A 19,276-nucleotide genomic window follows, 5' to 3' on the forward strand; every position below is an offset into this window, starting at 1 on the left:
GAGCGAAGCTGAACAATCGAATTTGAAGGTTTGCCAGATGCTGATTATTCCCGCTATCGATCTCAAAGACGGTGCCTGTGTTCGTCTGCGCCAGGGCCGCATGGAAGATTCCACAGTGTTCTCCGATGACCCGGTGAGCATGGCTGCCAAGTGGGTGGAGGGCGGTTGCCGTCGTCTGCATCTGGTCGACCTGAACGGCGCCTTCGAAGGCCAGCCGGTCAACGGCGAAGTGGTCACCGCCATCGCCAAGCGCTACCCGAACCTGCCGATCCAGATCGGCGGCGGTATCCGTTCCCTGGAAACCATCGAGCACTACGTGAAAGCGGGCGTGAGCTACGTGATCATCGGCACCAAAGCCGTGAAAGATCCGGCTTTCGTGGCTGAAGCCTGCCGCGCTTTCCCGGGTAAAGTGATTGTCGGCCTCGACGCCAAAGACGGTTTCGTCGCCACCGATGGCTGGGCTGAAATCAGCACCGTCCAGGTGATAGACCTGGCCAAGCAGTTCGAAGCCGATGGCGTGTCCGCGATCGTTTATACCGACATCGCCAAAGACGGCATGATGCAGGGCTGCAACGTGCCGTTCACCGCGGCGCTGGCCGCTGCGACGAAGATTCCGGTGATCGCTTCCGGCGGCATCCACAACCTCGGTGACATAAAGTCGCTGCTCGACGCCAAGGCGCCAGGCATCATTGGCGCGATCACCGGCCGGGCGATCTACGAAGGCACCCTCGACGTCGCCGAAGCGCAAGCTTTCTGCGATTCGTACAAAGGCTGAGGACTGACCATGGCGCTGGCCAAACGCATCATCCCTTGCCTGGACGTGGACAACGGCCGGGTCGTTAAAGGTGTGAAGTTCGAGAACATTCGTGACGCCGGTGACCCGGTGGAAATCGCCCGTCGCTACGACGAGCAGGGTGCCGACGAGATTACCTTTCTCGACATCACCGCCAGCGTCGACGGTCGCGACACCACGCTGCACACCGTTGAACGCATGGCCAGCCAGGTGTTTATTCCGCTGACCGTGGGTGGCGGCGTGCGCACCGTGCAGGACATTCGCAATCTGCTGAATGCCGGCGCGGACAAGGTCTCGATCAACACCGCCGCGGTGTTCAACCCGGAATTCGTTGGCGAGGCCGCGCAGCATTTCGGTTCGCAGTGCATCGTTGTCGCCATCGACGCCAAGAAGGTCTCCGGCCCGGGCGAAACCCCGCGCTGGGAAATCTTCACTCACGGCGGACGCAAGCCGACCGGTCTCGATGCCGTTGAATGGGCGAAGAAGATGGAAGGCCTGGGTGCCGGTGAAATCCTGCTGACCAGCATGGATCAGGACGGCATGAAAAACGGCTTCGACCTGGGCGTCACCCGCGCCATCAGCGATGCCTTGGGCATTCCGGTGATTGCCTCTGGCGGTGTCGGCAACCTGCAGCACTTGGCCGACGGCATTCTCGAAGGCCACGCCAGCGCGGTATTGGCGGCGAGTATTTTCCACTTCGGCGAATACACCGTGCAGGAAGCCAAGGCCTACATGGCTCATCGCGGCATCGTGATGCGCTAAACAAACCGATACAGGCCAGTGGACATCATGGCGGGCTCAAGGCACTCTTGGGTACGCCATGGATCTCGGTAGCCAGACATGCTCAAACGCCTTCTACTTGCCCTCGCCAGCGCATCTCTATTGCTCATCAATGGAGTGCACGCTGCAGAAAATCCTGACGCCGACCTCGTGTTGCTGACGGAAAACTTCCCGCCGTACAACATGGCCAAGAACGGCAAGAACTTCGCTCAGGACGAGAACATCAATGGCATCGCCGTGGACATCGTCCGCGAGATGTTCAAGCGTGCTGACATTACCTACAGCCTGACGCTGCGTTTCCCTTGGGAGCGAATCTACAAGCTCGCCCTCGAGAAACCTGGATATGGCGTCTTCGTGATGGCGCGGTTGCCGGATCGCGAGAAGCTTTTCAAGTGGGTCGGCCCGATTGGTCCGGATGACTGGATCATGCTGGCCAAGGCGGACAGCAAAATCAGCCTGGAAACGCTGGAAGATGCGCGCAAATACAAGATCGGTGCGTACAAGGGCGATGCGATTGCCGAGACACTGGCCAAGCAAGGGCTGAAGCCGATTGTTGTGCTGCGCGACCAGGACAACGCGAAGAAACTGGTCAGCGGCCAGATCGATCTTTGGGCCACCGGCGACCCGGCAGGCCGCTATCTGGCCCGCCAGGACGGGGTGACCGGTCTCAAGACCGTGCTGCGCTTCAACAGCGCCGAGCTGTACCTGGCGCTGAACAAGGACGTGCCGGACGAAACCGTCGCCAAGCTCCAGGCTGCGCTGGATCAGTTGCGCAAGGACGGGGTGGTCGATGAAATCATGGGGCGGTATCTGTAACGGCTGACGAATCGCTCACCGGCATAGGGACTGCGATGACATCACCGACTTCAGTCGGATACTCGGCAAAGTACAAACTGTCGCTATCTGCGTAAGCGAAGTTGACAGCCGCTTGCGTGCCATCTTCGCGCAATAACTCGTAGTGACTCTGCAATTGATAAACCGCCACCATCTTGTTTTTCGGAACAAAGGAGACGACTTCTATGGCTTTCGAAGTGGTCCATCCGCTGGATGTTGATTCGGTATGAGTGAAAAGCTTGTTCAACTGTGCCGAGAATTTTATTGGCCGGTTTACTTCCGAACCGCCCATTGGCCATTCGGTTTTGACCTCGATAGAGGTGAGGCGAGTGAATAACTGCAAAACCTTGCCGATCAGCACTCGGGACGCTGTCCATCTGAATAGCTTGCTCCCGTCGCCTGTGTTGTGGCCGTAACCGACGAGTGCATATCGGTCTGTTCTTTCCAGGCGGTAATACGGTGATTTGCTTAATCTTTCGATGGGGCTCAAAGCATTGTCTTCGACGGCGAACCAGGGAAGGATGGCAATTTGCGTGGCCTCGGATGCTTCAAGAGGTGAGGGCGCCGCGAATCCTGAAAGTACTGGAACTTCAGGTGCGGGATTGATCAGCTGGGGGATCTGCATTCGCAATGAATAAGCGGCGACTTGGGTCGACGGATGGGCAACGTTCTTGAAGCCGACGAAGGTGCCGGGTGCGAAGTAGATCTCTCCTGCTGCCGCGACTGGAGGCTTGATATGCCAGGCGCCGAAATCTTGCGTCCCGCCATTGCCCCAATTGTTCCAGATCGAGTCGCCGAGGCTTGAATCGATAACCAGATCCGCCCGTACGCAACGTATCGCGTGAAGTGGCGGCTTTTCGTCGTCCCTGCTACACACCAGCCCCAGTGCTACATATCCATCAGGCGGGATCGGTCGCCATAGCGTACCGACCGATTCTGAGCCCGGGTCCCTCCATATTTGCTCATAGTCAACCGGCCGGTTGAGTGCTTTTGCTTGCGACGAATCTCCGATTTGCGCAATGCCCTCGCAAACAACCGCTGCGACTCTCTTGCCGTTGATGTTGTCATCCCCGGATTCGACGATATCGCCCAGCGGGAAAAAACCCGGCAGCAAATCAGGAGCGGGCGTGGGGCGCCAAAAGGTGCCGGGTTTTGGCGCCGAGCCACTGAAGTTCGAGCTCCGGTTGAATTCGGTCGTAAAGTTGATCAGCAGGTTTTTGTATTTAATTGATTCCATCTGTCTGCCGACAGAGGCGATATTGTCATCGGTGATCATAAGCAATCCTGATAGTTGAAAGGCGGCTCAGGGGAGCCGCGACCTTTTGCAGGTCTCACTATCCGGAATGGCGGAACGCATCTGGCGGTAATTATTTATCGGTTGTGACGGGGTATTACCGATAAATCCCGTCTTTGCCGTGAGCGGCCGTTGCGCGATTGCTGCGCACGCTGATCATCTGCTTGATGTCGATCCATTCGATACCCTGAGCTTTGAGCTTGGGCAGCTCTCGCTCAAGAACTGCCAGCGTCTGCGGGTATGGATGTCCGATCATCACCGCCGAACCCTGCTTGCGCGCCAGATTGATTGCCGTTTGCAGCTGCGTAAAAATCGCGGCTTCAGTGCGCTCATCGTCCAGAAACACATCCCGCGAAACACTCGCCAACCCAATCTTCTGCGCCTCGGCCGCTGCCACGGTTTGCGCGCTGGTGCGGCTATCGACAAAGAACTTGTGCCGACTCTGCAAGTCCGCCATCAACCAGGCCATAGCGGGTTGCTGTGCGGTCATGCGACTGCCCATGTGGTTGTTGATGCCGCTTGTGTACGGGACCATTTTGAACGCCGCGTTGAGGCGCTTCTCAAGCTCGTCGGTGGGCAGATCGGGATGCCAGGCGAATGGCCCCGTGGCTGGGTCCATCGGCATATGCAGGATGACGATCTTGCCGGCGCGATGGGCTTCGCGGGCAAATTCGGTGGCGTGGGGTGTGTCGGGCATGATCGCCGTGGTCACCGGGCCGGGCAGGGCCAGCACGCGGCGATCCCGGGGCAGGTTCTGCCCCAGGTCATCGATGATCAGCGTGATGTAGGCCTTTTGAGGGGCGGGCGCCGCGTGAGCAACACCCGCCAGACAACACAACAGACCGAGGATCAACCGCAGGCGCATCTCAGCGGCCGGAGGTGATGCTCAACCCTTTGAGCAGGCTCAGGGCCTGGGCCAACTGGTAATCATCATCCTGCGGCATCGCCTTGGCCTTGCCGCTGGAGCTGGTCGGTTTGTCGGCGCCGCCGTTGCCATTGCCCAGGTGACCTTGCAGATCGGCTTCCTTGAAGTATTCGCCGTCCTGCTCGCTGGTGATCTTGGCCTTGCGCACTTCGATGTCCGGAACGATGCCTTGCGCCTGGATCGAGCGGCCGTTCGGCGTGTAGTACAGCGCCGTGGTGATCTTCAGTGCGCGGTCGTTGTTCAGCGGCAGCACGGTTTGAACCGAGCCTTTGCCGAAACTGGTGGTGCCCATGACCACTGCACGTTTCTGATCCTGAAGGGCGCCGGCAACAATTTCCGAGGCGGAGGCGCTGCCGCCGTTGATCAGCGCAACCATTGGCACGGCTTCACTTTCGTCCTTGCCGGTGGCGGAGAAACGCAGCTCGGAATTGGCGATGCGGCCCTTGGTGTAAACGATCAGGCCTTTGGTGATGAAGTGGTCAACCACTTCCACCGCCGCTTGCAGCACGCCGCCCGGGTTGTTGCGCAGGTCGAGGATGATGCCGTTGAGCTTCTTGCCGTTGTCCTTGCGCAGTTTGGCCAGGGCCTTGGAGACTTCGTCGCCGGTCTTGACCTGGAACTGGGTGATGCGAATGTAGCCGTAGCCAGATTCCAGCAGCTGCGCCTTCACGCTCTTCACCTGAATGATGGCACGGGCCAGGGTCACGTCGAACGGCGTGCCGCCATCGCGAACCAGGGTCAGGGTGATTTTCTGGCCGATCTTGCCGCGCATCTTGTCTACGGCTTCGGTCATGCTTTGGCCGCGAGTCGGCTGGCCGTTGATCTTGACGATGAAGTCGCCGGCCTGGATGCCAGCCTTGGAGGCCGGAGTGTCATCGATAGGCGAAACCACCTTGATGAAACCGTCTTCGGCGCCGACTTCGATGCCCAGGCCGCCGAATTCGCCGCTGGTACTTTCCTGCAATTCAGCGAAGTCTTCCGGGCCCAGGTAGGCGGAGTGCGGGTCGAGGTTGCTGAGCATGCCCTTGATCGCATTTTCCAGCAGGGTCTTGTCGTCCACCGGCTCGACATAGGCTGCCTTGATCCGATCCATGACCTCGGCAAAGGTGCGCAACTCTTCCAGCGGCAACGGCGCCTTGGTGGTCGCAGCAGTGCCCGCCGGCGCGACCGCCGGAGCCGGTTGAGCAGCGAACGCCAGGGGCGCGCCGATCACCAGGGCGATCGTCAGGGCCAGCGAGGTAAGACGGGACAAATGCAGCATGTCGAACGAACTCCTAATGTAGGTGACTCAACGCCTATCCTTGCGCGCGGCACCATTGCGCCGGATCACTCGGGTGACCCTGCTGACGAATAGCGAAATACAGCGCTGGTGTGTCCTGTCCGCCACTGTTACCGACAGTGGAGATGGACTCACCGGCTTTTACCACGTCACCCGCAGACTTGAGCAGCGTCTGGTTGTGACCGTAAAGACTCAAGAAACCGTTGCCGTGGTCGAGAATCACCAGCAGCCCCGCACCGCGCAACCAGTCGGCAAACACCACGCGACCGCCATGCACGGCATGCACCTGGCTGCCGGCGGAGGCGCTGATCATCACGCCGTCCCACTTGGTCCGGGCATCGTCGCCACGGGTTTCGCCAAAGCGTGCCAGCAGTCGACCATCAACCGGCCACGGAAGTTTTCCCCGGCTTGAAGCAAAGGGGCCGCCAAACGTCTCACCTGAGCTTGATACCAGGGCGCCGGGTGTCGATTTAACGGGTTTGCGTGGGGCGTCAGTGGCTTCTGCGTCTGCTGCAGCCTGAGCCTCACGTAAACGCTTTTTTTCGGCTTCCTGCTGGGCGATCAGCGCTTTTTGCCGCGCTTCTTCTGCCTCACGAGCCTGGCGGGCCAGGGTTTCTTCGATGGTTTTAAGGACTTTAGACAGGTCCGCCTGATCCTGCTCGCGGGCGGCCAGCTTCTGGTCGCGAGCCTTTACGTCGTCGCTCAGCTTGGCCAGGACTTGCTGGCGCTCCTGACGGACTTTGTCGAGTTCATCGCGCTGGCTGTCGAGGCTGCTCTTCTGCACCAGCAATTGCGCTTGTTGCAGGGCGATGTCTTTTTCGACGTTGGCCAGTTGGCGCAGGGTTTCGTTGAAATTCTTCAGCTGTTCCAGGCGGGCCTGGCTCAGGTAATCGTAATAGGTGAGGGTGCGGGCGAATTTTTCCGGGTTCTGCTGGTTGAGCAACAGCTTCAAGTACTCCTGACGGCCGTTCTGATAGGCTGCGCGGGCCTGAATGGCGATCAGTCGTTGCTGTTCAATGCGCGCGCTCTGGAGTTTTTTTTTCTCACCATCGAGTCGCTGCAGCTCGGATTCGCTTTTCTTCAGCTCTTTCTGCAGGGCTTCGACCTGCTTCTCGAGCTTGCCCATCTCGGTCTCGGTGCCTTTGAGGTCTTTCTGCACACCGGACTTTTCTTCCTGGAGCTTGCCCAGCAGTTTTTTCAGCTCGGCAATGTCCTGACGCGTGGCGTCCAACTGTTGTTGGGTTTGCGCGCGCTCGTCAGCAAAGGCCGGTTGGAGCAGGCAAGTCAGAGCAAGGGCTATCAGGACGCGAAGCATAGAGGCGGGCGACACCAGGGAAAGGGACGGCCTAGTATGCCCGCCATGAGCTGCAAAAAAAACGCCCAATTGGGGCTGTGTGATAACCGGCCTGAAAAACACTGAAACTAATGTGGGAGCTAGCCTGCTGGCGAAAGCGGTGGGTCAGGCAACGTTGATGTTGGCTGACACTCCGCATTCGCTAGCAGGCTAGCTCCCACAGGGTTTACGGCGTTTGTAAGAGCGATTACACCAGGATGGAAGTACCGGTCATTTCCGCCGGTTTCTCAAGCCCCATCAGCATCAGCATGGTCGGCGCCACATCCGCCAGCACGCCGCCATCGCGAACCTTGAAGTCACGCTTGCCAACATAGATAAACGGCACCGGCTCGGTGGTGTGCGCGGTGTGCGCCTGGCCGGTGGATTCATCAGCCATTTGCTCGACGTTGCCGTGGTCAGCCGTGATCAGCGCTTCGCCGCCGACTTTTTCCAGAGCTTCGACGATGCGGCCGACGCACAGGTCCAGGCACTCCACGGCTTTCACCGCTGCATCAAACACACCGCTGTGGCCGACCATGTCGCCGTTGGCGTAGTTGACCACGATCACGTCGTAACGCTGGTTTTCGATGGCATCGACGATGCGGTCGGTGACTTCGGGCGCGCTCATCTCCGGCTGCAAGTCATAAGTGGCGACTTTCGGCGACGGGATCAGGATGCGCTCTTCACCCGGGAACGGTTCTTCGCGACCGCCGGAGAAGAAGAAGGTCACGTGGGCGTATTTCTCGGTTTCAGCAATGCGCAGTTGGGTCTTGCCGTTTTTTGCCAGGTAGTCACCGAGCACGTTGTCCAGGCTGCCGGCGGCGAAGGCCGATGGTGCAGGAATGCTCGCGGCGTATTGGGTCAACATGACGAAGCCGGCCAGTTTTGGCTGGCGCGCACGCTCGAATTCCTTGAAATCGTCTTCGACGAATACGCGAGTCAGCTCGCGGGCGCGGTCGGCGCGGAAGTTCATGAACACCACGGCGTCGCCGTCTTCGACTTTCACCGGCTCACCAATGGAGGTGGCTTTGACGAACTCGTCGCTCTCGCCACGTTCGTACGCGGCTTGCAGACCTTCCTGGGCGGTGGCGGCGTTGAATTCGCCGTTGCCATCGACAATCAGGTTGTAGGCCTGGGACACGCGATCCCAACGGTTGTCGCGGTCCATGGCGAAGTAACGGCCGATAATACTGGCGATCCGGCCTTTGCCCAGGGCCTGGAAGGTCGCGTCGAGCAATTCGATGGACGACTGGGCGCTTTTCGGTGGCGTATCGCGACCATCGAGGAAGGCGTGCAGGTAGATTTTTTCGGCACCGCGCTTGTAGGCCAGTTCAGCCATGGCGATCAGGTGATCCTGGTGGCTGTGAACCCCGCCATCGGACAGCAGGCCCATGAAGTGCACGGCTTTGCCGGCAGCCACGGCTTTATCCACCGCGGCGCAGATGGTTGGATTCTCGAAGAACTCGCCGTCGCGGATCGATTTCGTCACGCGCGTAAAGTCCTGATACACAACGCGGCCGGCACCGAGGTTCATGTGACCGACTTCGGAGTTGCCCATCTGGCCATCCGGCAGACCGACGTCCATGCCACTGCCCGAGATCAGGCCGTTCGGCACGGTGGCCCACAAACGGTCCAGCACGGGCTTCTTCGCGGCGAAGATGGCGTTGGATTCAGGGCTCTCACTGTGACCGAAGCCGTCGAGAATAATCAGGACCAAAGGTTTAGGCGTGGTAGTCATGGATTCCACTCGTGGCTGAGTTAAAAGAGGGCAATGGAAAAGGGAGTGGCAGTTTAAAGCGAAGTTCCGACGGCGTCACCGCCGGACGGGGTTTGGCCCACCATAGTGGCTGTGTATACTGGCCGACATTTTAACGCCCTGGAACCTCCTTCGATGGTTGATCATCTGATTCAATTCGCCACCAACCACTACATTCTCGTGGGTATCTTCGTCGTACTGGCGGCCTTGCTGTTGGCCTATCAGATGCAAGGCGGCGGCCGCAGCCTGAGCACCGGTGAACTGACCGGGCTGGTCAACAAGGACGCGGGCGTTGTGATCGACATCCGTCCGGTCAAGGATTTCGCCGCTGGTCACATTGTTGGCGCGTTGAACATTCCTCACGACAAACTGGCCGCTCGCGTCGCCGAACTGGAAAAGCACAAGGCCAAGACCATCATCCTGGTCGACGCTATGGGCCAGACCGCCGGCACGCATGCCCGCGAGCTGATGAAGTCCGGCTTCACCGCCGCCAAGCTGTCCGGCGGTATTTCCAGCTGGAAAGGCGACAACCTGCCGCTGGTGAAGTGATATGAGCAACGTCGTCGTCTATTCCAGCGATTACTGCGGTTATTGCTCCCGGGCCAAGCAACTGCTCGAGAACAAAGGCGTGGCCTTCGAAGAGATCAAGGTCGATGGCAAGCCGCAGGTGCGCGCCGCCATGGCCCAGAAAGCCGGACGTACGTCTGTGCCGCAGATCTGGATCGGCGAGCGCCACATTGGCGGCTGTGATGATTTGTTTGCCCTTGAGCGCGCCGGCAAGCTCGACGCCATGCTCAAGGCCTGAATGCCTTCCCTATAAGACCCCAAGATCAGAAAGGATCTGAGATGACTGACCAACAGAACACTGCAGCCAGCGAAGAAGAAACCGCACCGCAATTCTCCTTGCAGCGCATCTACGTACGTGACTTGTCTTTCGAAGCCCCGAAAAGCCCGGCGATCTTCCGCCAGCAGTGGGAGCCGAGCGTCGGTCTGGATCTGAACACCCGTCAAAAGGCCCTGGAAGGCGACTTCCACGAAGTCGTACTGACCCTGTCCGTGACCGTGAAAAACGGTGAGAACGGCGAAGTGGCGTTCATCGCTGAAGTGCAACAGGCCGGGATCTTCCTGATCAAGAACCTGGACGACGCTTCGATGAGCCACACCCTGGGTGCTTTCTGCCCGAACATCCTGTTCCCGTACGCTCGCGAAACCCTGGACAGCCTGGTGACTCGCGGTTCGTTCCCCGCCCTGATGCTGGCTCCGGTGAACTTCGATGCGCTGTACGCGCAAGAGCTGCAACGCATGCAGGCTGCGGGCGAGACTCCGACCGTTCAGTAAGCGGTCCGAGCGTCGAAGCAAGTCCAATGTGGGAGCGGGCTTGCTCGCGAAAGCGGTTGATCATTCAACATTGATGTTGACTGACACGACGCCTTCGCGAGCAAGCCCGCTCCCACATTTGTTATGCGGTGTTACTTGAAACCGAGCTGGCGCCAGCCTTCATACACGGCAACCGCCACGGTATTCGACAGGTTCAGGCTGCGACAGCCTTCGCGCATCGGCAAGCGCAGGCGTTGTTCGCCGGGCAGGGCGTCGAGCACTTCCGCCGGCAAGCCACGGCTTTCCGGACCGAACAGGAACGCGTCGCCCTCGGCGAAACTGGCATCGTGGAATGGCCGCGAGCCCTTGGTGGTAAAGGCGAACAGCCGCGGATGACCAAGGCTTTCCAGGCAGCTGGCGAGGTCTGCGTGGCGTTGCAGGGTGGCATACTCGTGGTAGTCGAGGCCGGCCCGGCGCAAGCGCTTGTCGTCCATCTCGAAGCCTAGCGGTTCGATCAAATGCAGGTGGCAGCCACTGTTGGCGCACAGCCTGATAACGTTGCCGGTATTCGGCGGAATTTCTGGTTGGAAAAGGATGACGTGAAACATGCACGGCTCCGAAGGTAAAGATGACGGGCATTCTACGCCGCAAGCGGACCCGCGTTCGAAACTATTCCCGCGGGTGATGGGGTCGCTGGCGATTGTCGGGGTGATGGTGGGGCTGATGATCGGTCGCCTGACCGCGCCCGACCCCAGCGAATTGCAGCAAGTCGACGTGACGAACGATGGCCTGGTGGTGTGGTTCAACAATGAGCCCAAGAGCCATGGCGAGTTTGTGGACGGCAGCCTGGCGCTGTTGTTCGAGGCGGAAGGCAAGGCGCAGAAGGGTCAGCTCAAACTCAATGACAAGAGCGTGAACTGGCGGGTGCGTTTGAGTGATGGGGGGCTGTTGCTGTCGGTCGTGGCGGCCCGGCCGCTGCAGGGCGAGTGGGCCGGTAGCGAGGTCGATGACCGCTGGCGGCTGGAGATCCATCTCCGAGAGCAATAAAAGAGGGAATCCCCGGCCTGCCTGTACCAAGGTCCCCAAAACGGGAGGGCTCGCGCATTGCGTCGTGAGCCCGGTGTAAAGAAGGAACCCCTGACCTGCCTGTATCAAGGGCCCCAAAACTGTCTGGGCTCGTCGCAAGTGCGGTGTGAGCCCGATGTAAAGAGGGGAATCCCCGGCCTGCCTGTACCAAGGTCCCCGAAACCGGGTAGTGAACTGAATCACTGAATGGACTATTGCAGGGGGCGTGCCAGGTTTTAATAAGTTGAAACAGAAACGCTCTCTGAAACGCTGAAAGCCCCGGATTACGGGGCTTTCGTGTTTTTTCGATAAGGGTTCGATTGCGAATGCAGGCAGGATTTCGAATCAGCTGGCGTGCGCGATTGCGGTTCACGGTGCCTTGCGGCGGTGCACCAGGCCCCCAAAAGCATCGCGGGCAAGCCCGCTCCCACAGGGTTCAATGGTGCTCACGCAATCGTGAAACGCCACAATCCACTGTGGGAGCGGGCTTGCCCGCGATTGGATCTAACTGTCAGCGAAGACCTAAAGGCTGTTTAACCCTCTTCCCCCTCATCATCATCCCCACCATCAACCTTCATCCCCAATTCCTTGATCTTGCGCGTCAGGGTATTACGCCCCCAACCCAGCAAAACCGCGGCATCACGACGGCGGCCAGCCGTGTGTTTGAGCGCAGTCTCGATCATGATCCGTTCAAAGGCTGGTACCGCCGTGTCGAGCAGGCTCGACTGACCACGCGCCAACGCCTGATCAGCCCACTGGCGCAACGCTTGCTCCCAGTTGGTCACCGGAGCCGAATCCTGCGGCAGGCTCAGCAATTCCGGCGGCAGGTCGCTGATGTGCACTTCGCGACCCGAAGCCATCACCGTGATCCAGCGGCAGGTGTTTTCCAGCTGTCGCACGTTGCCGCCCCACGGCAGGTTCTTCAGGTATTCCTCTGTTTCACTTTTCAGCAGCTTCGGCTCCACCGCCAATTCTTGCGCGGCGCGGCTGAGGAAGTGCTTGGCGAGCGTCGGGATGTCTTCGCGACGGTCCGACAGCCGCGGTATATGAATACGGATCACGTTGAGACGGTGAAACAAGTCCTCACGGAATTTCCCGGCGTGCACCAGGGTTTCCAGATTCTGGTGCGTCGCGGCGATGATTCGCACATCAACCTTGACCGGCACATGACCGCCGACGCGGTAGAACTCGCCGTCGGCCAGCACGCGCAGTAAACGGGTTTGCGTGTCCGCCGGCATGTCACCGATTTCATCAAGGAACAGCGTGCCGCCGTCCGCCTGCTCGAACCGTCCGCGACGCAGATTGGCCGCGCCGGTGAACGCGCCTTTTTCATGGCCGAACAGTTCGGACTCCATCAGATCCTTCGGGATCGCCGCCATGTTCAGCGCAATGAACGGCGAAGCCGCCCGCGGGCTATGACGGTGCAGGGCGTGAGCCACCAGTTCTTTACCAGTCCCGGATTCGCCGTTGATCAACACGGTGATGTTGGAGTGGCTCAAGCGCCCGATGGCGCGAAACACTTCCTGCATCGCCGGCGCTTCGCCGATGATTTCCGGGGTACGGGTCAGGGCGACCGGGACTTCCAGGCCTTGCTGTTCCTGGGCGTGCTGGTTGGCGCGCTTGACCAGTGACACCGCTTCGTCGACGTCGAACGGCTTGGGCAGGTATTCGAACGCGCCGCCCTGATAGGACGCGACAGCGCTGTCCAGATCGGAGTGCGCGGTCATGATGATCACTGGCAACCGTGGGTGTTGCTCGCGAATCCGCGCCAGAAGGTCCAGACCGCTGGCACCCGGCATACGGATGTCGGAGATGATCACATCCGGCTGTTGGCGCGCCAGACGGCTCATCACGCCATCGGCGCTGTCGAAGCTTTGCGTGGTCATGCCTTCTTGCTGCAAGGCTTTTTCCAGGACCCAACGGATAGAACGGTCGTCATCGACGATCCACACGGTTTCACTACGGCTCATGTCGATGTGGCTCCTTGTTCCAGTGGCAGAAAGATCGAGAAGGTGGTGTGGCCTGGGTGGCTGTCACACTCGATCAGGCCCTGGTGCTGGCTGATGATGTTCTGGGTAATGGCCAGGCCCAGCCCGGTACCGTCCGGACGGCCGCTGACCATGGGGAAGAAGATGGTTTCCTGCAGGTCTGCGGGAATGCCGGGACCGTTGTCGATGATTTCGATCTTGGTCACGAGGCGATGCCGCACGTGGCCAATGGTGAACTGACGCATGGCGCGGGTGCGCAAACTGATGCGGCCCAGGCGCAGCTCGTTCTGGCTGCTGATGGCCTGCATCGCGTTGCGCACAATGTTCAGGACAGCCTGAATCATCTGCTCGCGGTCGATCAGGACGTCGGGAATGCTCGGATCGTAGTCGCGCACCAGCGTGATGCAGCCTTGGCTTTCCGCCTCGACCAAGTGGCAGACGCGTTCCAGCACTTCGTGGACGTTGCACATGGCCAGCGACGGCAGCTTGTTCGAGCCGAGCATGCGGTCCACCAGGTTTCGCAGGCGGTCGGCTTCTTCAATGATGACGTTGGTGTAGTCGCGCAGGCTCTCTTCCGGCAGTTCGCGGGCAAGCAACTGGGCTGCGCCGCGAATCCCGCCCAAGGGGTTCTTGATTTCATGAGCCAGGCCGCGCACCAGCATCTTGCTGGTTTCCTGCTTCGACAGCTGCGCCTCTTCCTTGGTGATTCGCAACAAGCGGTCCCGCGGATGGACTTCCAGCAGCAGCATGGTGGCGCCGTTGGCCAGGATCGGTGTTACCGCGTAATCGACGGTCAGCGTCTGGCCGGTGAGGGCCGTGAGCATCGCTTCGCGTTTGGTAAATGGATGCGCCTGCTCGACCGCCTGACGCAGGGAGTTCAGCGCCTCGGTGGATTCGGTGAACAACTCGCTGATGAACTGCCCATGGCTACGCTGACCGCTGATGGCCAGGAGCATCTCTGCCGCCGGATTCATGTACTCGAGGCGCAGTTCGGCATCGAGCAGAATGGTGGCGGTGGTGAGGTTGTCGAGTAGCAAACGGTGTAGTGCGTCGCTAATGGTCATCGGGACCTCTTTTGGAGCAGGGCGCGCGCATGAATAAAGCGCTGATGCGAGGAAAATGCAAAAACCAAACCAAGGCTCCGAAAAGAAGCGTTAAAGGCCTGAAACGGGCGTTTGACGCTCGTTTGCGTAGCGTTCTGCCAGCTTTCGCGGGTACTTTCGAACCAAAATGGGTTGGAATGTGGGTACGGTGCAATCTGTTGCACCAATATAGTGCGCAAAGCTGAGCGACGTTAGAAGAAGCGCAGGAAGGGATTTTTTTCTTCTTCAGGTTTGTCTTTGAGCGGACATTCCGGTCGTTGACCGTAGTCTGTCAGCGTGCAGGGTTTGACCTGACGTTTCTGCGCGAGGGAGATGCGCAGCATGTGGAAGGGTTGATTGGCCGTGCGCTCGACGGTGCGGCCGTGCTCATCGAGAATTTCTACCGAAAGGTTATGGCTGCCGCGGTCGATGTTGCCCAAGGCAAATACCGGACTCGGACCGGGTTCAGCGGTGGGCTGCCCGTCCAGCAACAAACGGTAGCGATGACCCGGTTGCAGGCCGGGTTCACTGGTGATGCTGACGATCAACTCGCCAGCGCTGCTACGGATCGTGGCATCGGGCTCGGGCACCAGCACTCTGAGCAGGTCGTAGCGGAACAGGGGTTTGGTTTCGGTTTTTTTCTCGGCAATTACCGGCGCTGCGCCGGTCGGATTGGCGGACATGCGGTTGCTCGGCGCCAGCGGCACGCGTTTGGCGTTGCGGGAGCCGGGCTGGTCAGTGAAAACCCGATTGCCCTGGGCGTCGATGTAGGTGAAGACCTCGGCCGACACGGGCGGCACGATCAGGCAGGCGATCAACAGGCACCACCTCACGGCTTGTGCACCCGCTGGACGGTGAAGGTCACGATCGGGCTCTGCTGGACGACGTTTTCCCCTTCGATCACCTGGACCGCGAGGCTGTGGGTGCCGCGATCAATGTTGACCAGTTGCAGGATCGGCACGTTGCTCGGCTGGCCGTAAGGCTGATCGTCCAGCAACAACCTGAATAAATGCGGACCTTGCAGACGGGGTTTGATCAGCACGTTGACGGTGAATGTGCCGTTGTTGGCGCGCAGCGCCTCGGTGGTGGGCAAGTTGGTCAGCTCCAGCACCTCGTAGGCGCTGCGGGACTGTTCGCGGCTGGTGGTTTCGGCAGGTGGGGCAGGAGGTGCCTGGCGCTCGACGCTATTGAGCGGCGGTAGCTCGACCGGCTCCGCCTTCACGCCGTCGGGCGGTTGATTGCTGTAAGCGGTGTTACCGGCGGCGTCGGTGTACTTATAGATCTGCGCTGTGGCGGGCAGGGCGATCAACAGCAGCATCAATAGAAAACCACGACCCATAAAATCGACCAGAAACGAAAGCGTTGGATTGCAGCATAGGTCAGAGGCGGCGGTTGGCCCAAGTTGTAAACATTTGGGCATGATTTCCGAGATTCTTCAAAACCGCCGCATAACCCTGTGGGAGCGGGCTTGCCCGCGATAGCGTTGCACCAGTCAACATTGCTGTCGGATGTGCTAACGCCATCGCGGGCAAGCCCGCTCCCACAGGGTTTCTTCGTCAGGCCTGAATCGCGCCCACAAAAAAGGCCTCCCGAAGGAGGCCTCTTTTTGTCACGCCGCTTGCGCAGGCGCTACCGGATCAGCAGCTGTAGTACAGCTCGTATTCCAGTGGGTGTACGAAGGTACGAACCTTGATTTCTTCTTCGCTTTTCAGAGCGATGTAAGCGTCGATGAAGTCATCGGAGAACACGCCGCCTTTGGTCAGGAACGCACGACCTTTGTCCAGCTCTTCCAGGGCTTCTTTCAGGCTGCCGCAAACTTGTGGGATCTCTTTCGCCTCTTCAGGCGGCAGGTCGTACAGGTTTTTGTCAGCTGCGTCGCCAGGGTGGATCTTGTTCTGGATGCCGTCCAGGCCAGCCATCAACAGTGCGGCGAAGCCCAGGTATGGGTTGGCTGCTGGATCCGGGAAGCGAGCTTCGATACGGCGAGCGCGAGGGCTGGACACGTAAGGAATACGGATCGAAGCGGAACGGTTGCGAGCCGAGTAGGCCAGCATTACTGGAGCTTCAAAACCTGGGACCAGACGCTTGTAGGAGTTGGTCGACGGGTTGGTGAAGCCGTTCAGTGCCTTACCGTGCTTGATGATGCCGCCGATGAAGTACAGAGCGGTGTCGGACAGGCCGGCATAGCCTTCGCCAGCGAAGGTGTTCTTGCCATCTTTGGCGATGGACAGGTGAACGTGCATACCCGAGCCGTTGTCGCCGTACAGAGGCTTGGGCATGAAGGTCGCGGTGCGGCCGTAGGCATCAGCCACGTTGTGCACGCAGTACTTCAGGGTCTGAACTTCGTCAGCCTTGGCAACCAGGGTGTTGAACTTCACGCCGATTTCGTTCTGACCGGCAGTCGCCACTTCGTGGTGGTGAACTTCGATGACCAGGCCCATTTCTTCCATGGCGTTGCACATGGAGGTACGGATTTCGTGGTCATGGTCGAACGGCGGAACAGGGAAGTAGCCGCCTTTGACGCCTGGACGGTGGCCGCGGTTGCCGCCTTCCACGTCCTGGTCGGACATCCACGAACCTTGTTCGGAGAAGATTTTGAACATGGAGCCGGAGATGTCGGACTTGAACTTCACTTCGTCGAAGATGAAGAATTCTGGTTCCGGACCAACGAATACGGTGTCACCGATACCGGTCGACTTCAGGTATTCCTCGGCGCGCTTGGCGATCGCACGTGGGTCGCGGTCGTAGCCTTGCATGGTCGAAGGCTCGATCACGTCGCAAACCAGGATCAGGGTCGGCTCTTCGGTGAACGGGTCGAGAACAGCGGTGCTGTCGTCCGGCATCAGGATCATGTCGGAGGCTTCGATGCCTTTCCAGCCAGCGATGGAGGAACCGTCGAACATTTTGCCTTCTTCGAAGAAAGCTTCATCCAGCGCGTCGCGAGCCGGCATGGTCACGTGGTGCTGAGTGCCTTTGGTGTCCGTGAAGCGCAGATCAATCCACTTGACGTCATGATCTTTGATGAGTTGAACCGACTTCGACATAGTGTCCTCCGGGTGGATTAGGGCTGGTAGTGGTTGCCCTTAAATGTTTGTGATGCCGGCGCGAATACTCTGCCAAGGCAACCTGCCTCACAAGGGAGCAAATTGCATGCCAGTGCCCCAGCATGGGTTTTTTGCCCCAATATCACGCTTATAAAGGCACAAATCGCATTGCGGTGCAAAATGTCGCCCTACAATGTTGCGTCAAAATCAGTAAATGACCCGTTTTGGTGCGTCGAAAACCTTCTGCACATTAACTGGTTAAACCTTGAGCAATTTCCGCTATAATCCGCGCCCCCCTTTTTCGGCTGGCCCAGCGCGCGCTGTTTTCATGAAACTAATCGTAAAAGTCTTCCCCGAGATCACCATCAAGAGCCGCCCGGTACGGATGCGTTTCATCCGCCAGTTGGCCAAAAACATCCGCACCGTGCTCCGCGATCTGGACCCGGCCGTGGTGGTGAACGGTGTGTGGGACAATCTCGAGCTTGAAACCCGCGTGACTGAGCCCAAAGTACTGAAGGACATGACCGAGCGCCTGAGCTGCATGCCGGGCATCGCGCATTTCCTGCAGGTCGACGAGTACCCGCTGGGCGACTTCGATGACATCGTCGCCAAGTGCAAGCTGCACTTCGGTGATTCGCTGGCCGGGAAGATTTTTTCGGTGCGCTGCAAGCGCGCCGGCAAGCATGAATTCAGTTCGATGGATGTCGAGAAATACGTCGGCAGCCAACTGCGTCGTCAGTGCGGTGCCGCCGGAATCTCGCTGAAAGAGCCGGAAATCGAAGTCCGTATCGAAATTCGCGACAAACGGTTGTTCGTGATCCACAGCCAGCACAACAGCATCGGCGGTTATCCGCTGGGTGCACTGGAGCAGACGCTTGTACTGATGTCCGGCGGCTTCGATTCCACTGTTGCCGCTTACCAGATCATGCGCCGCGGCCTGATGAGCCATTTCTGCTTCTTCAATCTGGGCGGGCGGGCCCATGAACTGGGCGTCATGGAAGTCGCGCACTTCATCTGGAAGAAGTACGGCAGCTCCCAACGCGTGTTATTTGTCAGTGTACCGTTCGAGGAAGTCCTGGGAGAAATTCTCGGGAAAGTCGATAACAGTCATATGGGTGTAGTTTTGAAGCGTATGATGTTGCGCGCTGCTTCCCGTATTGCCGATCGGCTGGACATCGAGGCGCTGGTTACCGGTGAAGCGATTTCCCAGGTTTCCAGCCAGACGCTGCCGAACCTGTCCGTGATCGACTGCGTGACCGACAAGCTGGTCTTGCGTCCGCTGATCGCCAGTCACAAGCAGGACATCATCGACCTGGCCAACGAAATCGGCACTGCCGACTTCGCCAAGCACATGCCGGAGTATTGCGGGGTCATCTCGGTGAACCCCAAGACCCACGCCAAGCGTCCGCGCGTGGAGCATGAAGAGAAAGAATTCGACATGGCGGTCCTTGAGCGTGCGCTCGAGAACGCCAAACTGGTGCCGATCGATCGCGTGATCGACGAATTGGGCCAGGACTTGCAGATCGAAGAAGTCAGCGAAGCACTGGCGGGCCAGATCATCATCGACATCCGTCACCCGGATGCCGCTGAAGACGAGCCGCTGGAACTCGGTGGCATTGAGGTACAGACGATGCCGTTTTATGCATTGAACGCTCGTTTCAAGGAACTGGACCCTACTCGCCAGTACCTGCTGTATTGCGACAAAGGCGTGATGAGTCGCCTGCATGCCCACCATTTGCTCAGTGAGGGGCATGCCAATGTGCGCGTTTATCGACCGAGCTAAGAG

Annotated in this window: 19 protein-coding genes; 8 read left to right on the plus strand and 11 right to left on the minus strand. The window is 59.2% G+C overall.

The genetic code is table 11. The features are described 5' to 3' along the window. Positions 1–37: 37 nt before the first annotated feature. The 3 genes from hisA to KJF94_RS28185 all read left to right on the plus strand — a co-directional run bounded on the left by hisA (position 38) and on the right by KJF94_RS28185 (position 2,389). Entirely contained in the window at positions 38–775 is a 738-nt protein-coding gene (hisA, locus tag KJF94_RS28175) for a 1-(5-phosphoribosyl)-5-[(5-phosphoribosylamino)methylideneamino]imidazole-4-carboxamide isomerase (RefSeq protein ID WP_008041005.1), read from the plus strand. Positions 776–784: 9 nt separating this feature from the next. After that, the gene (gene hisF / locus KJF94_RS28180; protein WP_007897430.1) at positions 785–1,555 is read left to right on the plus strand and encodes an imidazole glycerol phosphate synthase subunit HisF; all 771 of its coding nucleotides are present in this window, start codon (positions 785–787) and stop codon (positions 1,553–1,555) included. 78 nt (positions 1,556–1,633) lie between these two features. Next, positions 1,634–2,389, plus strand: a complete 756-nt coding sequence (locus KJF94_RS28185) for a substrate-binding periplasmic protein (RefSeq protein WP_214380244.1) — start codon at positions 1,634–1,636, stop codon at positions 2,387–2,389. On the opposite strand, the gene KJF94_RS28190 is transcribed toward KJF94_RS28185, so the two are convergent. The 5 genes from KJF94_RS28190 to gpmI all read right to left on the minus strand — a co-directional run bounded on the left by KJF94_RS28190 (position 2,370) and on the right by gpmI (position 8,976). Next, positions 2,370–3,683 carry a Vps62-related protein gene (locus KJF94_RS28190; RefSeq protein WP_214380245.1) on the minus strand — a complete coding sequence of 438 codons (1,314 nt, stop codon included), beginning with the start codon at positions 3,681–3,683 and terminating at the stop codon, positions 2,370–2,372. The genes KJF94_RS28185 and KJF94_RS28190 overlap by 20 nt on opposite strands. A 115-nt stretch (positions 3,684–3,798) precedes the next feature. Next, entirely contained in the window at positions 3,799–4,566 is a 768-nt protein-coding gene (locus KJF94_RS28195; RefSeq protein WP_214380246.1) for a divergent polysaccharide deacetylase family protein, read from the minus strand. Between the two features lies 1 nt (position 4,567). Beyond that, positions 4,568–5,887 (minus strand): S41 family peptidase, encoded by a 1,320-nt coding sequence (locus tag KJF94_RS28200; protein ID WP_214380247.1) that lies wholly within the window; start codon positions 5,885–5,887, stop codon positions 4,568–4,570. Positions 5,888–5,921: 34 nt separating this feature from the next. Continuing rightward, the gene (locus tag KJF94_RS28205) at positions 5,922–7,220 is read right to left on the minus strand and encodes a murein hydrolase activator EnvC family protein (protein WP_214380248.1); all 1,299 of its coding nucleotides are present in this window, start codon (positions 7,218–7,220) and stop codon (positions 5,922–5,924) included. A gap of 226 nt (positions 7,221–7,446) precedes the next feature. Continuing rightward, positions 7,447–8,976: a 2,3-bisphosphoglycerate-independent phosphoglycerate mutase gene (gpmI, locus tag KJF94_RS28210; protein WP_214380249.1), complete on the minus strand. Its 1,530-nt coding sequence runs from the start codon at positions 8,974–8,976 to the stop codon at positions 7,447–7,449. Positions 8,977–9,129: 153 nt separating this feature from the next. Here gpmI and KJF94_RS28215 point away from each other — a divergent pair, with 153 nt between their 5' ends. From KJF94_RS28215 to secB, 3 genes are read left to right on the plus strand one after another with little or no spacing between them, the layout of a single operon-like run. Next, entirely contained in the window at positions 9,130–9,543 is a 414-nt protein-coding gene (locus tag KJF94_RS28215; RefSeq protein WP_214380250.1) for a rhodanese-like domain-containing protein, read from the plus strand. Between the two features lies 1 nt (position 9,544). Next, complete coding sequence (grxC, locus tag KJF94_RS28220) at positions 9,545–9,799, plus strand: glutaredoxin 3 (protein WP_214380251.1); 255 nt, start codon at positions 9,545–9,547, stop codon at positions 9,797–9,799. A 41-nt stretch (positions 9,800–9,840) separates the two neighbouring features. Beyond that, positions 9,841–10,332: a protein-export chaperone SecB gene (secB, locus tag KJF94_RS28225; protein ID WP_027922165.1), complete on the plus strand. Its 492-nt coding sequence runs from the start codon at positions 9,841–9,843 to the stop codon at positions 10,330–10,332. 131 nt (positions 10,333–10,463) lie between these two features. On the opposite strand, the gene KJF94_RS28230 is transcribed toward secB, so the two are convergent. Beyond that, positions 10,464–10,919, minus strand: a complete 456-nt coding sequence (locus KJF94_RS28230; protein ID WP_007949025.1) for a tRNA (cytidine(34)-2'-O)-methyltransferase — start codon at positions 10,917–10,919, stop codon at positions 10,464–10,466. On the opposite strand from KJF94_RS28230, the gene KJF94_RS28235 reads away from it, so the two are divergent. Further along, complete coding sequence (locus KJF94_RS28235) at positions 10,918–11,358, plus strand: hypothetical protein (RefSeq protein ID WP_214380252.1); 441 nt, start codon at positions 10,918–10,920, stop codon at positions 11,356–11,358. The genes KJF94_RS28230 and KJF94_RS28235 overlap by 2 nt on opposite strands. A gap of 551 nt (positions 11,359–11,909) precedes the next feature. Here the strand turns inward: KJF94_RS28235 and ntrC are convergent. The 5 genes from ntrC to glnA all read right to left on the minus strand — a co-directional run bounded on the left by ntrC (position 11,910) and on the right by glnA (position 17,490). Further along, on the minus strand, positions 11,910–13,346 hold the full coding sequence (gene ntrC / locus KJF94_RS28240; RefSeq protein WP_017336064.1) for a nitrogen regulation protein NR(I): 1,437 nt from the start codon (positions 13,344–13,346) through the stop codon (positions 11,910–11,912). Continuing rightward, the gene (glnL, locus tag KJF94_RS28245) at positions 13,343–14,428 is read right to left on the minus strand and encodes a nitrogen regulation protein NR(II) (protein WP_010464561.1); all 1,086 of its coding nucleotides are present in this window, start codon (positions 14,426–14,428) and stop codon (positions 13,343–13,345) included. Before glnL ends, ntrC begins: the two co-directional genes overlap by 4 nt. Before the next feature lie 230 nt (positions 14,429–14,658). Further along, positions 14,659–15,279: a DUF4124 domain-containing protein gene (locus KJF94_RS28250; RefSeq protein WP_250548200.1), complete on the minus strand. Its 621-nt coding sequence runs from the start codon at positions 15,277–15,279 to the stop codon at positions 14,659–14,661. Further along, a complete protein-coding gene (locus KJF94_RS28255) occupies positions 15,276–15,785 on the minus strand; it encodes a DUF4124 domain-containing protein (protein WP_214380253.1) in 510 nt (169 codons plus the stop codon). The genes KJF94_RS28250 and KJF94_RS28255 overlap by 4 nt, the downstream gene beginning before the upstream one ends. Positions 15,786–16,083: 298 nt before the next feature. After that, positions 16,084–17,490, minus strand: a complete 1,407-nt coding sequence (gene glnA / locus KJF94_RS28260; protein ID WP_017336068.1) for a glutamate--ammonia ligase — start codon at positions 17,488–17,490, stop codon at positions 16,084–16,086. Positions 17,491–17,818: 328 nt separating this feature from the next. On the opposite strand from glnA, the gene thiI reads away from it, so the two are divergent. Then, a complete protein-coding gene (gene thiI / locus KJF94_RS28265) occupies positions 17,819–19,273 on the plus strand; it encodes a tRNA uracil 4-sulfurtransferase ThiI (protein WP_214380254.1) in 1,455 nt (484 codons plus the stop codon). The last annotated feature ends 3 nt before the right edge of the window (positions 19,274–19,276 follow it).

This window comes from Pseudomonas hormoni, assembly GCF_018502625.1.
GTDB lineage: Bacteria > Pseudomonadota > Gammaproteobacteria > Pseudomonadales > Pseudomonadaceae > Aquipseudomonas > Aquipseudomonas hormoni.

Excerpts from the sequence above, each read along its gene's own strand:
- hisA (WP_008041005.1), top strand. The coding sequence starts at position 38 with ATGCTGATTATTCCCGCTATCGATCTCAAAGACGGTGCCTGTGTTCGT.
- hisF (WP_007897430.1), top strand. The coding sequence starts at position 785 with ATGGCGCTGGCCAAACGCATCATCCCTTGCCTGGACGTGGACAACGGC.
- KJF94_RS28185 (WP_214380244.1), top strand. The coding sequence starts at position 1,634 with ATGCTCAAACGCCTTCTACTTGCCCTCGCCAGCGCATCTCTATTGCTC.
- KJF94_RS28190 (WP_214380245.1), bottom strand. The coding sequence starts at position 3,683 with ATGATCACCGATGACAATATCGCCTCTGTCGGCAGACAGATGGAATCA.
- KJF94_RS28195 (WP_214380246.1), bottom strand. The coding sequence starts at position 4,566 with ATGCGCCTGCGGTTGATCCTCGGTCTGTTGTGTTGTCTGGCGGGTGTT.
- KJF94_RS28200 (WP_214380247.1), bottom strand. The coding sequence starts at position 5,887 with ATGCTGCATTTGTCCCGTCTTACCTCGCTGGCCCTGACGATCGCCCTG.
- KJF94_RS28205 (WP_214380248.1), bottom strand. The coding sequence starts at position 7,220 with ATGCTTCGCGTCCTGATAGCCCTTGCTCTGACTTGCCTGCTCCAACCG.
- gpmI (WP_214380249.1), bottom strand. The coding sequence starts at position 8,976 with ATGACTACCACGCCTAAACCTTTGGTCCTGATTATTCTCGACGGCTTC.
- KJF94_RS28215 (WP_214380250.1), top strand. The coding sequence starts at position 9,130 with ATGGTTGATCATCTGATTCAATTCGCCACCAACCACTACATTCTCGTG.
- grxC (WP_214380251.1), top strand. The coding sequence starts at position 9,545 with ATGAGCAACGTCGTCGTCTATTCCAGCGATTACTGCGGTTATTGCTCC.
- secB (WP_027922165.1), top strand. The coding sequence starts at position 9,841 with ATGACTGACCAACAGAACACTGCAGCCAGCGAAGAAGAAACCGCACCG.
- KJF94_RS28235 (WP_214380252.1), top strand. The coding sequence starts at position 10,918 with ATGCACGGCTCCGAAGGTAAAGATGACGGGCATTCTACGCCGCAAGCG.
- KJF94_RS28230 (WP_007949025.1), bottom strand. The coding sequence starts at position 10,919 with ATGTTTCACGTCATCCTTTTCCAACCAGAAATTCCGCCGAATACCGGC.
- ntrC (WP_017336064.1), bottom strand. The coding sequence starts at position 13,346 with ATGAGCCGTAGTGAAACCGTGTGGATCGTCGATGACGACCGTTCTATC.
- glnL (WP_010464561.1), bottom strand. The coding sequence starts at position 14,428 with ATGACCATTAGCGACGCACTACACCGTTTGCTACTCGACAACCTCACC.
- KJF94_RS28255 (WP_214380253.1), bottom strand. The coding sequence starts at position 15,785 with ATGGGTCGTGGTTTTCTATTGATGCTGCTGTTGATCGCCCTGCCCGCC.
- glnA (WP_017336068.1), bottom strand. The coding sequence starts at position 17,490 with ATGTCGAAGTCGGTTCAACTCATCAAAGATCATGACGTCAAGTGGATT.
- thiI (WP_214380254.1), top strand. The coding sequence starts at position 17,819 with ATGAAACTAATCGTAAAAGTCTTCCCCGAGATCACCATCAAGAGCCGC.